Genomic DNA, 12,821 nt, shown 5'->3' with positions numbered 1-12,821 from the left:
TTTCTACCTCAGTTTCAGGGTGGCAAGGCCGACCAGTACCAGAATCACGGTGATGATCCAGAAGCGGACAATCACGCGTGGCTCAGGCCAGCCCTTGAGTTCAAAGTGGTGGTGAATCGGCGCCATGCGAAACACGCGGCGCCCGGTCAACTTGAAGGACGCCACCTGGATGACCACCGACAGGGTTTCCATCACGAACACGCCGCCCATGATGAACAGCACGATTTCCTGGCGAACGATCACCGCGATGGTGCCCAAGGCCGCGCCCAGCGCCAGTGCGCCGACGTCGCCCATGAAGACTTGTGCTGGGTAGGTGTTGAACCACAGGAACCCCAGGCCGGCACCGATCAGCGCACCGCAGAACACGATCAGCTCACCGGCGCCCGGTACATAAGGGATCAGCAGGTATTCAGCGAATTTCACGTTACCGGAGAGGTAGCAGAAGATGCCGAGCGCGCCGCCCACCATCACCGTCGGCATGATCGCCAGGCCGTCGAGGCCATCGGTCAGGTTCACCGCGTTGCTGGAGCCGACGATCACGAAGTAGGTCAGCACCACAAAACCGACACCCAGTGGGATGCTCACATCCTTGAGCATCGGGATGATCAAGGTGGTTTCCACGGCACTTGGCGCGGTGGTGTACAGGAAGATCGCGGCGGCCAGGCCGAACACCGACTGCCAGAAATACTTCCAGCGGCTTGGCAGCCCCTTGGAGTTTTTCTCGATCACTTTGCGGTAGTCATCCACCCAGCCGATGGCGCCGAACAGCAGGGTCACCAGCAGCACCACCCACACGTAGCGGTTATGCAGGTCGGCCCACAGCAAGGTGCTGACGCCAATGGACGACAGGATCAGCGCGCCGCCCATGGTCGGAGTGCCAGACTTGGACAGGTGCGACTGCGGGCCGTCGTTACGAACCGATTGACCAATTTGCAGGTTCTGCAGGGTGCGGATCATCCACGGCCCTAAAAACAGCGACAAAGACAGCGCGGTCAGCACACCCAGAATCCCGCGCAGGGTCAGGTACTGGAAGACCGCGAAGCCTTTGTGGAACTGTTGCAGATACTCAGCCAGCAGCAGCAGCATTAATGTTTCTCCGTACTTGAGCCACACAAGGCTGCGACGACGTTTTCCATCACCGCGCTGCGCGATCCCTTGATCAAAATGGTTGTGTGTTTGTCATGTTCAGCCGCCGTCAACGCCTGGATCAGCTCGGCCTGGCTGGCGAAATGCTGCGCGCCGGGGCCGAAAGCGTTGACCGCATGAGCCATGTTCGTGCCAACGGCATAGAGCGCGTCCACTTTGCCGGCGGCATAGGCGCCGACTTCACGGTGGCCTTGTTCAGCCCAATCGCCCAGTTCGCCGATATCGCCCAGCACCAGCACCTTGCGCCCATCAAAGCCTGTAAGCAGGTCCACAGCGGCATTGATGGAGGACGGGTTGGCGTTGTAAGTGTCATCAATCACGCGCATGCCGTTGCCAGCCAGTTGCGCCACAGTGCGGCCCTTGACCGGCTGCACCGCGCCCAGGCCCGTGGCAATGCCGAACAGCGACACACCCAGGGCATGGGCGGCAGCGGCGGCGGCCAAGGCGTTGGCGACGTTATGGTTGCCCAGCAGGTTCAACTGCACGTGCTCATCACCTTGCGGAGTGTGCAAGGTGAAGGACGGGCAGCCACGGGCATCGACATTGATGTTGGAAGCGTGAAAATCGGCTGCGGCATTCAGCACTGCAAACGTCAGGACCTTGCGACCGGCGGCGCGTACACGCCAGGTCTCGAACGCCTTGTCATCCAGGTTCAGTACCGCAGTGCCCGAGGCGTCGAGGCCCTCAAGGATTTCGCCCTTGGCTTCGACGATTTTTTCCGGGCCGCCGAACTCACCGACATGGGCGGTACCGGCGTTGTTGATGATCGCCACGTGAGGCTGGGTCAGCGCCACGGTATAGGCGATTTCGCCGATGCGCGAAGCCCCCAGTTCAATCACTGCCGCCGTGTGTTCCGGGGCCAGTTCGAGCAGGGTCAGCGGTGCGCCGAAATCATTGTTCAGGTTGCCACGGGTCGCGAGTACCGGCCCGCGCGTACGCAAGACGCCAGCAAGCAGTTCCTTGACCGTGGTCTTGCCGCTGGAACCGGTAATGGCCGCCACCGGCTTATCAAAAGCAGCACGGTTAAGCGCACCCAGTTGGCCCAGGGCCAGGCGGGTGTCGGCTACCAGCAATTGCGGCAGGGCAGAATCGGCCACTTCACGCTGTACCAGGGCACCGACGGCACCTTTGGCGGCAACGTCGTTGAGGTAGTCGTGACCATCGAAACGCGGGCCGGCCAGGGCGACAAACAGCTGCCCCGGCTGGATGTTACGACTGTCGATACTGACGCCGGTGAATGTGCAGTCGCTCGACAGCACACGGGCCGACAGGGCCTGGGCCAGTTCGCTGAACGTCATCGCTTTAAGCATGGGCGACCTCCCAGGCGGTCAAGGCGTGATCCGCCTCGACCAGATCGGAGAAGGCATGGCGCTCACCGTTGATTTCCTGATAGTCCTCGTGGCCTTTACCCGCGAGCACCACGACGTCGTCCGCGCCGGCACTGGCGATCAGCTGGGCAATGGCGGCGCCGCGTCCAGCCACAAACGTAACCTTGGAGGCGTCTTTGAAACCGACACGGATGTCGTCGAAAATCTGGCTCGGGTCTTCGCTGCGCGGGTTGTCGTCGGTGACAAGTACGCCGTCGGCCAAACGCTCGACGATCTCGGCCATCAATGGGCGCTTGCCGCGATCGCGATCACCGCCGCAACCGAACAGGCACAGCAGTTTGCCTTTGGCATGTGGGCGCAGGGCTTCGAGGACTTTTTCCAGGGCATCCGGTGTGTGGGCGTAATCGACCACCACCAGCGGTTGCGTGCCGCCACCCAGGCGCTGCATGCGACCGGCCGGGCCTTCCAGCTTCGGCAGTACCCGCAGGATTTCATCCAGGGCGTAGTCCAGGCCCAGTAATGCACCGATAGCGGCGAGCACGTTGCTCAGGTTGAACCGCCCGAGCAAGGTGCTGCGCAAGTGGTGCTCGCCCTGCGGCGTCACCAATGTGGCGCGCACGCCTTCATCATTGAATTGGGCTTCGCGGCAATACAGGTAGGCACTGGCATCTTGCAGGCTATAGCTGATCAGGCGCGCATCGCTGTCTTCGCCCGCCAGTTGGCGGCCAAACGCGTCGTCGAGGTTGACCACCCGGCACTTCAGGTCATTCCAGGCAAACAGCTTGGCCTTGGCGGCAGCATACGCCTCCATAGTGCCGTGGTAGTCGAGGTGATCGCGGGACAGGTTGGTCATCACCGCCACGTCAAAGGCCAGAGCAGTGACACGCCCTTGGTCCAGGCCATGGGAAGACACTTCCATGGCAACCGCCTTGGCGCCGGCCTTTTTCAGGTCGGCCAGGGTCGCTTGCACGGCAATCGGGTTTGGCGTGGTGTGCAGGCCGCTTTGCAGCGCGCCATAGAAACCGGTACCCAGGGTGCCGACGATGCCGCAGTGCTGACCCAGCAGGTCCAAAGCCTGGGCGACCAATTGGGTCACGCTGGTCTTGCCGTTGGTGCCCGTCACGCCCACCAGGTTGAGTTGGCGGCTCGGGTCACCATAGAAACGCCCGGCGATGTCAGAAAGCTGCGCAGCCAGGCCCCTGACCGGAATCAACGGCACATCGGTGATCGGCAGCACGGTGGCGCCTTCCACTTCATAGGCGACCGCAGCCGCACCGCGTTGCAGGGCATCGGCGATATGCGCACGGCCATCGAGCTTGCCGCCAGGTACCGCCAGGAACAGGTCGCCGGCGCGTACATTACGACTGTCCAGGGTCAGCTCACGAATCAGCAGATCGTGGCCGGCATGGGCAAAAATCTTGTTCAGGCTAAGAGACATCAGCCGCGCCCTCCATTGGCTTTGACAGCGGCAGCCGGTGGACCAGCGTTGGCTTGTTGCGTCGGCGGCAGGTTGTCCGGCGTGATATTCATCAAGCGCAGGGTGCCGGACATCACTTTGCTGAACACCGGCGCCGAAACCAGGCCACCGAAGTAGCCGGCTTTACTAGGCTCGTCGATGACCACGACGATGGCGTAGCGCGGGTCGCTCATCGGGCCGAAGCCCGCGAACAGCGAACGGTAGGAGTTTTCGGCATAGCCCTTGGTGCCCACCGAGGTCTTACGCGCCGTACCGGACTTGCCAGCAACGTGGTACGCCGGCACCTGGGCGCGGAATACGCCGCGCGGTGCCTCGATCACTTGTTGCAGCATGCCTTGCATGGTCTTGGCGACGTTTTCCGGGATCACTTGGGTGGCTTTTGGCGCTTCGTCGACGTGGATCAGGCTCAGCGGAACCATACGGCCGTTATTGGCCAATACAGAGAACGCGTGGGCCAACTGGATGGCGGTCACCGACAGGCCGTAGCCGTAGGACAGCGTGGCAGTCTCGGCTTTTCTCCACTCGCGGTAGTTCGGCAGGTTACCGACCCGCTCGCCCGGGAAGTCGAGGCCGGTGGGTTGGCCCAGGCCGATCTTTTGCGCCAAGTGATAAATAGTCTCGCCGCCGATATCGAAGGCCACCTTACTCATGCCGACGTTACTGGAGTTGATCAGGATACCGGTCAGGTCCAGCACTGGCCCCTCGGTGCGGGACACGTCACGAATGGTGTACTTGCCCAACTGCAAGGTGCCTGGGTAAACCTCGACCTTGTCGCTGGGTTTCCAGCGGCCGGTTTCCAGGGCAGCGCTCATGGAGATCGCTTTCATGGTCGAGCCCGGCTCGAACACGTCGATCATCGCGCGGTTACGCATCATCGCCGGCTGCAGGTTGCGACGGTTGTTCGGGTTGTAGGTCGGCTGGTTGACCATGGCGAGGATCTCGCCAGTCTTCACATCCATGATCACCAGGCTGCCGGCCTTGGCGCCGTTCTCGATGATCGCGTTACGCAGTTCGCGGTTGGCCAGGTATTGCAGGCGCAAATCGATCGACAACGCCAGAGGCTTGCCGGCCTTGGCGTTTTTGGTGACCTGGACATCCTTGATCAGTCTGCCGCGCCGATCCTTGATGACCTGCCGCTTGCCGGGAACGCCGGCCAGCCATTCGTCGTAGGCCAGTTCGACACCTTCGCGACCATGGTCATCGATATCGGTAAAGCCGACCATATGCGCGGTGGTTTCACCGGCCGGGTAGAAACGACGAAACTCCTCGATGCCGTAGACACCGGGGATTTTAAGGTCGAGCACTTGCTGGCCTTGCTCAGGGGTAAGCCCGCGCACCAAGTAGATGAATTCTTTGTTGGCCTGGGCTTCCAGGCGCTCGGTCAGGGCCTTGCGGTCTTGCCCCAGGGCAGCGGCCAGTTCAGGCCACTTGTCCTTGGCAACTTGCAGTTCCTTGGCGTTGGCCCACAGGGTGGTCACCGGGGTACTGACGGCCAGAGGCTCGCCGTTACGGTCGGTGATCAGGCCACGGTGCGCAGGAATCGGAATATGCCGCAGGCTGCGGGCGTCACCCTGGCCGATCAGGAAGTCGCGGTCGACGACCTGCAGGTCGAAGATGCGCCAGACAATCGCCCCCACCATCAATGCCAGCAAGCCGAGCATCAGGCGAAAGCGCCACGGGTAGAGTGCCCCTTCGAGTTTCATCATGGCGCCACCATGCGAACTTCAGCCGCGCCAGGGATGTGCATCCTCAATTGCTCAGTGGCCAGCACTTCGATACGGCTGTGAGCCGTCCAGGTGCTTTGCTCAAGGATCAGCCGGCCCCACTCTGCCTGGGCTTTGTCACGCACGCTCAATTCCCCGTACAGGGTATTGAGCAACTGGCGGTTCCAGTGGGCGCTGTAGGACACCGCAATCGCGGATACCAGCACGCCGACAAACAGCAGCAACATAAAGAAGCTGCCGCCCGGGAGGGGCTTGGCGAAAAGCTTGCTCACCGCAATTTCTCCGCAACACGCATGACGGCGCTACGGGAACGTGGGTTGGCCTTGAGTTCGGCTTCGGAAGCGAACTGCGCTTTGCCATGGATTTTGATTTTCGGCACAAAGGCTTCGAAACGCACCGGCAGGTTGCGCGGCAGGTTATCGGATTCGCCCTTGACCAGGCGACGCATGAACAGTTTGACGATGCGGTCTTCCAGGGAGTGGAAGCTGATCACCACCAGGCGACCGCCCACTTCCAAAGCATCCAGAGCGGCTTCGAGGCCGGCCTCCAGATCGCCCAATTCGTTGTTGACGTGGATACGCAGGCCCTGGAACGCGCGGGTAGCCGGGTTCTTGCCCTTTTCCCAGGCAGGGTTGGCCACTTTCAGCACTTCGGCCAGGTCAGCGGTGCGTTCGAACGGCTGGATTTCGCGGCGCTCGACCACGGCACGCGCCATTCGACCGGCGAAGCGCTCCTCACCGTATTCCTTGAACACACGGGCGATTTCTTCCACCGGCGCGGTGGCGATGAATTGTGCGGCACTGACCCCACGGGTAGGGTCCATGCGCATGTCGAGTGGGCCGTCGTTCATGAAGCTGAAGCCGCGCTCCGGGTCATCGAGCTGTGGCGAAGACACGCCCAGGTCGAGCAGAACCCCGGCCACCTTGCCCGCCATGCCGCGCTCGGCAACTTCGGCCCCCAGCTCGGCAAAGCTGCGCTGCACAACGACAAAGCGGCCGTCTTCGGCCGCTAGCGCTTGCCCGGTGGCAATCGCTTGAGGGTCTTTGTCGAACCCAAGGAGTTTGCCGTCGGACCCGAGCTGGCTGAGTATCAACCGGCTATGCCCGCCCCTGCCGAATGTGCCATCGACATAGCAGCCATCGGCACGTACGGCGAGAGCCTCGACGGCTTCGTCAAGCAGTACGGTGATGTGGTTAAAGCCGCTATCAATAGTCACAGGATCAAATCACGCAGTTCATCAGGCATGGCGCCCGGTTGTTGAATAGCAGCCAAGTCCGCTGCAGACACAGCATCCCAGGCATCTTCGTCCCACAATTGGAACTTGTTCAGTTGGCCTACCAGCATTGCGCGCTTGTCGAGCTTGGCGTACTCGCGCAGTCGCGGCGGCACCAGGAAACGACCACTGCCATCGAGTTCAAGGTCGACGGCATTACCGATCAGCAAACGCTGGAGTCGGCGGTTTTCTTCACGCAATGAAGGCAGCGCGCGCAACTTGGTTTCAATCAACTCCCACTCATCGAGGGGGTAAACACACAAACAGGGATCAACAGCGTCAATCGTAATGATTAACTGCCCCGAACTTCGCGAAATGAGCTCGTCACGATACCGGCTCGGCATAGCGAGACGGCCTTTTGCATCGAGACTGATAGCGTTAGCTCCGCGAAACACAGATGCGTTTCTCCAAATTTTAGCGTTTTACGTTCAAAAAACCCACTTTGTGCCACTTTCCGCCACTTGCGCACACTATAGGAATGCGCCTACCACACCGTCAAGGCGCGTATTCAAGGAAAAGCCTTACAGAACGGAGATTTAGGAGGGTAAAAGGAGGAGAAACGAGAGTTTTGCGATGTTTTTGACTCAACAACAGCAAATAGCTCAAAGAGCTAGAGCGCAAAGTTAAAGTAATTTATTAAGAGTAAGATTTTTTTGGTATTACGAAGATGCATCTGCCAATGATTTGGCAGGGAGGGATTCTTGCGTTACTACCGGGTTTGCGCACGAGATTCGAACGCAAGGAAAAAAGGTGGAGAGTCGATCTGTAAGCCGGGTTCTGTCTTGAACAGTCATTCGTCTACGATGGCCATCACTGGACATCTTTAGCAACCTACCCGGTCCCAGCGCGGGCCACGCCTTGGGACCCTATTTGGTCTTGCTCCAAGTGGGGTTTACCTAGCCACGAACTGTTGCCAGTCGTGCGGTGCGCTCTTACCGCACCTTTTCACCCTTACCGGCACCGAAGTGCTTAGGCGGTTATTTTCTGTGGCACTTTCCGTAGGCTCACGCCTCCCAGGCATTACCTGGCACTTCGCCCTATGGAGCCCGGACTTTCCTCCCCCCCCTAATTTTCATAGAGGGCAGCGACTGTCCAATCGACTCTCCGCCGCGAAGGTTAACGGCACGGCGGCTTGAGGACAAGTATTAAAAGTGCAGCATTGCCATCACGTTCAGACGAAATACAGTTTTGGCCCCGGAACTATTCGGCCTTCTGTTTATCGAGCGCGACCTGATACAACACATTCTTGCGCACGCCAGTAATTTCCGCCGCCAGAGCGGCGGCGCGCTTGAGCGGCATTTCCTTGAGCAGCAAATCGAGGACGCGCATGGCCTCGCTGCCCACCGCGTCTTCATTCTCCGGCGCGGTCCAGCCTGCTACCAGCACCACGCATTCGCCACGTTGTTGATTGCTGTCGCCCTCGACAAACGCTCGCAGCTCCTCCAGCGGCAACCCCTTGAGGGTTTCGAAGGTCTTGGTCAACTCCCGGGCCAACAAGGCCAGGCGCTCGCCGCCGAACACCAGCTCCATGTCTTGCAGGCATTCAAGGATGCGATGCGGGGCCTCATAAAAGATTAAGGTGCGCGGCTCTTCTTTAAGTGCCTGCAGACGCGCCCGACGCCCTACGGCCTTGGCGGGCAGGAAGCCTTCGAAGATAAAGCGGTCCGAGGGCAACCCGGCGGCCGATAATGCAGCAATCAGCGCGCAGGCTCCTGGAACAGGCACTACATTGATACCAGCGGCGCGCGCCTGGCGGACCAGATGGTAACCAGGATCGGAAATCAGGGGCGTGCCCGCGTCGGAAATCAGCGCCACGTCATCACCCGCCAAAAGACGCGTGATAAAGCGGCTACCCTCTTCACGTTCGTTGTGTTCGTGGCAGGCCGCTAATGGCGTGCTGATACCAAAATGCTGCATCAACCGTTGGGAGTGCCGCGTGTCTTCTGCCGCGATCAATTTCACCTCGCGCAACACCTTCAGCGCCCGGGCACTGATGTCGTCCAGGTTGCCAATGGGCGTCGCCACCACAAAAAGCGAGCCAGCAGTGGAATTCAAAGGACCTGGAGCAGTCAAAGCGCACACCTCGATGGTTGGCAAAAGCCACATTGTAGCGCGTAGACGCCTTGAAAATATGCCATCACGGCCGATGCCGTTTCAGCCACCGTCAGCTATTGGCAACATTTGCACGACCTAAATCCACGGTTTAACGCCATGAACATCGCGCCTGGGCCAGTGCTTGGGTACACTTCCACGCTAATTTGATCGGTATCAGGAACACTTACATGATCGCTTGCCTGCGGCTGCTCTCCGCCCTCTGCCTCGCTGCCTTGCTGGCCGCTTGCGCCAGTTCGCCCTCCTCCAGTCTTGGCGAACTGCCACGCACGCCCGATGCCAGTATCGAGCAACTGCTCGAACAGGCGACGAACGCCAAGACGCCAGAAAAAGCCGCGTTGCTGCGCCTGAGCGCGGCGGACCTGGCCTACCAGCAGAACAATCCCGGCCGCTCCTCGCAGATCCTTGCGCAAGTGCCCCTGGATGCCCTGAAGCCAGCCGCGCAAGTATTTGCCAGCACCCTGGCCGCAGAACTGGCCATGGGGCGCAACCAGCCCAAGGCGGCCTTGGCAGCGCTGAACCACCCTAGCCTGCAAAACCTGAAGGAACTGCCGACCGACCAGCAGATCCGCACCAGTACCGTACATGCACGCGCCTATGAAGCCGACGGCCAGACCCTCGCCGCCGCTCGCGAGCGGGTGGCCATGGCGCCCCTGCTGACGGCTGAAGCTGCCAGCAGCAACCACGAGGCTATCTGGGTATTGATTGCCGCGCTGCCAGCCGAACAGCTGCAAGCTACCGGCAACCCGACGCTCGATGGCTGGATCACTCTGGCCCAGGCGGTCAAGGGCGCCGGTACGCTGGAGCAACAACAAGCCGCCATCGACACCTGGCGCGCTCAGAACCCAGGGCACCCGGCGGCAGTGCAACTGCCAGCACCGCTGACCAAGCTCAAGGAACTGGCCAGCCAGCCCCTGAACAAGATTGCCCTGCTGCTGCCGCAGGAAGGTCCGCTGGCTGCTGTAGGCAAAGCGCTGCGCGAAGGCTTCATGGCGGCGCACTACCAGGCTGAGCAAGCCGGGCAGAAGCCGCCGGTCATTGAGTTCTATGACAGCTCGCGCCTGGCCTCCCTCGACGAGTTCTATGCCAAGGCCCAGGCCGCCGGTGTGCAACTGGTGGTCGGCCCGCTGGAAAAACCGCTGGTCAAGCAACTCAGCGCGCGCCCGCAGTTACCGATCACCACCCTGGCCCTGAACTACAGCGAGACCGATCAGGGCCCGGCGCAGTTGTTCCAATTCGGCCTGGCCGCTGAAGACGAAGCCCGCGAAGTGTCGCGCCGTGCCCGTGCCGATGGCCTGCATCGCGCCGCCGCCATGGTGCCCCGTGGCGAATGGGGTGAGCGTGTCTACAAGGCGTTCCGCCAGGACTGGGAAGCCAATGGCGGCACCGTCATGGGCGTTGAATATGTCGACCAACCTGTGGCCCTGGCCCAGCAGATCGCCGATCTGTTCCAACTGCGCAAGAGCGAAGGCCGCGCCAAGAGCCTGCAAAGCACAGTCGGTACCGACGTCGCCGCCCAGCCTTCGCGTCGCCAGGACATCGAGTTCATCTTCCTGGCCGTCACGCCGCAACTGGCCCAGCAGATCAAGCCGACCCTGAACTTCCAGTACGCCGGGGATGTGCCGGTATACGCAACCTCCCACGTGTACAGCGCCAGCGGTGATCGTAACCAGTACCTGGACATGACCAACGTGATGTTCTGCGAAACCCCTTGGCTGCTTAATACCACCGACCCACTGCGCAACCAGGTCGCCGCGCAATGGCCGCAAGCCAATGGCAGCCTGGGCCGCCTCTACGCGATGGGCGTCGATGCCTACCGCCTGGCGCCACGCCTGGGCCAGCTCAAGGCACTGCCGGACACCCGTGTCGACGGCCTCTCGGGCAACCTGGGCATCAGCGCCAACCAGCGCGTTGATCGCCAGATGCCGTGGGCGAAGTTCGTCGGCGGCGACATTCAGCGCCTGCCCGATACCCCACGCTGATGCCCGAGCGGTCCAGCGCACACAGCGGCAAGGATGCCGAACTGCATGCACTCAACTACCTGCAACGACAGGGTCTGCGCCTTCTGGCGCAGAACTGGTTATGTAAACGCGGCGAGCTTGATCTGGTCATGCTTGACGGCGATACAGTAGTATTCGTCGAAGTCCGCTACAGAAAACACGCACAATGGGGTGGCGCGCTCGCCAGTATCGACGGGCGCAAGCGTCAAAAGCTGATACTCGCTGCGCAGTTTTTTCTGCAAAAAGAGCATCGCTGGGCTGACTGCCCCTGCCGTTTCGATGTGGTTGCCATGGAAAGCACCCCGTCAGGCACAGCTGATCTGACCTGGCTCAAAAATGCCTTTGACAGCTGATTCGCCGGGCACCTTCACCACTCATTTTTGCTCTTTGCTTTGCGGGCTGCACATTACCTGTGCCAAACAGCCGCGCTACTTAAGGTCACACAGATGGACATGCAATCCCGAATTCGCCAGCTTTTCCAGGCCAGCATCGACACCAAGCAACAGGCGATGGACGTACTTGCACCGCACATCGAGCAAGCCAGCCAGGTGATGGTCAACGCCTTGCTCAACGAAGGCAAAATGCTTTCGTGCGGCAATGGCGGTTCGGCTGGCGATGCCCAGCATTTTTCCTCCGAGCTGCTCAACCGTTTCGAACGTGAGCGCCCGAGCCTGCCGGCTATTGCCTTGACCACCGACTCATCGACGATCACTTCGATTGCCAACGACTACAGCTACAACGAAATCTTCTCCAAGCAGATCCGCGCCCTCGGCCAGCCGGGCGATGTATTGCTGGCGATTTCCACCAGCGGCAACTCGGCCAATATTATTCAAGCGATCCAGGCCGCACATGATCGCGAAATGATTGTCGTAGCCTTGACCGGTCGCGACGGCGGCGGCATGGCTTCGCTGCTGCTGCCGGAGGACGTGGAGATTCGCGTCCCGGCCAATGTCACTGCACGCATCCAAGAAGTTCATCTGCTGGCGATCCACTGCCTGTGCGATCTGATCGACAGCCAACTGTTCGGGAGTGAAGAATGACCGTTAATCGCCTCAGTCTTTTGGCCATCACGCTGTGCGTCGCCATCAGCGGCTGCAGCTCGGCTATCACCGCTACACGGGACACCCCTATCCAGGACGACCGTGGCACACGTACCTTCGGCAGCACCATCGATGATTCGCTGATCGAAACCAAGGTCAAGGTCAACGTCGCCAAGGCGGCTACCGACTTGGGCAACGGGGCCTCGCGCATCGTGGTGACCAGCTTCAACGGTGTGGTCCTGCTGGCAGGCCAAACCCCGCGCGCCGACCTCAAGGCCCAGGCCGAGCAAGCCGCCGCCGGCGTGCAACGCGTCAAGAAGGTCCACAACGAACTGCAGGTCATGGACCCGATCACTCTGCTGGCCATCAGCAACGATGCGCTGCTGACCACCAAAATCAAGGCCCAGATGCTGACCGACAGTGCAGTGCCAGGCTCGCGGATCAAGATCGTCACCGATAACGGCATCGTCTACATGATGGGCCTGCTGACCCAGGCAGAAGCCACCCGCGCCGCCAACCTGGTACAGGGCGTGTCGGGCGTGCAGAAGATCGTGAAGGTATTCGAATACATCGACTGATGTAGATCGAAGGTGCCTGATCGTTCCCACGCTCTGCGTGGGAACGCATCCCGTGACGCTCCGCGTCACCGCACACGCTTCAGCTTTTGCGCCAAGAGTAGGACGCGGAGCGTCCGAGCGGGCATTCCCCCGCAGAGCGTGGG

The 12,821-nt window shown here is 60.8% G+C and carries 12 protein-coding genes and 1 other RNA gene; 4 read left to right on the top strand and 9 right to left on the bottom strand.

Going from position 1 to position 12,821, the window contains the following annotated elements; all coding sequences use genetic code 11:
- Window positions 1–3: 3 nt before the first annotated feature.
- From mraY to rsmI, 9 genes are all read right to left on the bottom strand, one after another.
- Entirely contained in the window at window positions 4–1,086 is a 1,083-nt protein-coding gene (mraY, locus tag JMV15_RS00595) for a phospho-N-acetylmuramoyl-pentapeptide-transferase (protein WP_003188670.1), read from the bottom strand.
- Window positions 1,086–2,456, bottom strand: a complete 1,371-nt coding sequence (locus JMV15_RS00590) for a UDP-N-acetylmuramoyl-tripeptide--D-alanyl-D-alanine ligase (RefSeq protein ID WP_038448961.1) — start codon at window positions 2,454–2,456, stop codon at window positions 1,086–1,088. The genes mraY and JMV15_RS00590 overlap by 1 nt, the downstream gene beginning before the upstream one ends.
- The gene (locus JMV15_RS00585) at window positions 2,449–3,912 is read right to left on the bottom strand and encodes a UDP-N-acetylmuramoyl-L-alanyl-D-glutamate--2,6-diaminopimelate ligase (protein WP_019816948.1); all 1,464 of its coding nucleotides are present in this window, start codon (window positions 3,910–3,912) and stop codon (window positions 2,449–2,451) included. Before JMV15_RS00585 ends, JMV15_RS00590 begins: the two co-directional genes overlap by 8 nt.
- A complete protein-coding gene (locus tag JMV15_RS00580; protein WP_019816949.1) occupies window positions 3,912–5,654 on the bottom strand; it encodes a peptidoglycan D,D-transpeptidase FtsI family protein in 1,743 nt (580 codons plus the stop codon). Before JMV15_RS00580 ends, JMV15_RS00585 begins: the two co-directional genes overlap by 1 nt.
- Window positions 5,654–5,947, bottom strand: coding sequence for a cell division protein FtsL (gene ftsL / locus JMV15_RS00575; RefSeq protein WP_201491220.1), 294 nt, complete (start codon window positions 5,945–5,947; stop codon window positions 5,654–5,656). Before ftsL ends, JMV15_RS00580 begins: the two co-directional genes overlap by 1 nt.
- On the bottom strand, window positions 5,944–6,891 hold the full coding sequence (rsmH, locus tag JMV15_RS00570; RefSeq protein ID WP_003188661.1) for a 16S rRNA (cytosine(1402)-N(4))-methyltransferase RsmH: 948 nt from the start codon (window positions 6,889–6,891) through the stop codon (window positions 5,944–5,946). The genes ftsL and rsmH overlap by 4 nt, the downstream gene beginning before the upstream one ends.
- The gene (gene mraZ / locus JMV15_RS00565; protein ID WP_003171868.1) at window positions 6,888–7,343 is read right to left on the bottom strand and encodes a division/cell wall cluster transcriptional repressor MraZ; all 456 of its coding nucleotides are present in this window, start codon (window positions 7,341–7,343) and stop codon (window positions 6,888–6,890) included. The genes rsmH and mraZ overlap by 4 nt, the downstream gene beginning before the upstream one ends.
- A gap of 355 nt (window positions 7,344–7,698) precedes the next feature.
- Window positions 7,699–8,052, bottom strand: an RNA gene (rnpB, locus tag JMV15_RS00560) — RNase P RNA component class A.
- A 96-nt stretch (window positions 8,053–8,148) separates the two neighbouring features.
- Window positions 8,149–9,054: a 16S rRNA (cytidine(1402)-2'-O)-methyltransferase gene (gene rsmI, locus JMV15_RS00555; protein WP_020301255.1), complete on the bottom strand. Its 906-nt coding sequence runs from the start codon at window positions 9,052–9,054 to the stop codon at window positions 8,149–8,151.
- A 176-nt stretch (window positions 9,055–9,230) separates the two neighbouring features.
- Here rsmI and JMV15_RS00550 point away from each other — a divergent pair, with 176 nt between their 5' ends.
- The 4 genes from JMV15_RS00550 (at window position 9,231) to JMV15_RS00535 (ending at window position 12,678) form a co-directional block, all read left to right on the top strand.
- Window positions 9,231–11,042 (top strand): penicillin-binding protein activator, encoded by a 1,812-nt coding sequence (locus tag JMV15_RS00550; protein WP_201491219.1) that lies wholly within the window; start codon window positions 9,231–9,233, stop codon window positions 11,040–11,042.
- Window positions 11,042–11,413 carry a YraN family protein gene (locus tag JMV15_RS00545; protein ID WP_020301257.1) on the top strand — a complete coding sequence of 124 codons (372 nt, stop codon included), beginning with the start codon at window positions 11,042–11,044 and terminating at the stop codon, window positions 11,411–11,413. Before JMV15_RS00550 ends, JMV15_RS00545 begins: the two co-directional genes overlap by 1 nt.
- 93 nt (window positions 11,414–11,506) lie before the next feature.
- Window positions 11,507–12,100 carry a phosphoheptose isomerase gene (locus JMV15_RS00540; RefSeq protein ID WP_007904374.1) on the top strand — a complete coding sequence of 198 codons (594 nt, stop codon included), beginning with the start codon at window positions 11,507–11,509 and terminating at the stop codon, window positions 12,098–12,100.
- A complete protein-coding gene (locus JMV15_RS00535; protein WP_003188655.1) occupies window positions 12,097–12,678 on the top strand; it encodes a BON domain-containing protein in 582 nt (193 codons plus the stop codon). The genes JMV15_RS00540 and JMV15_RS00535 overlap by 4 nt, the downstream gene beginning before the upstream one ends.
- Window positions 12,679–12,821 lie beyond the last annotated feature (143 nt).

This window comes from Pseudomonas paracarnis (genome assembly GCF_904063055.1).
GTDB classification, from domain to species: Bacteria; Pseudomonadota; Gammaproteobacteria; order Pseudomonadales; family Pseudomonadaceae; genus Aquipseudomonas; species Aquipseudomonas paracarnis.
This window is presented reverse-complemented; position numbering and strand designations above follow the sequence as displayed.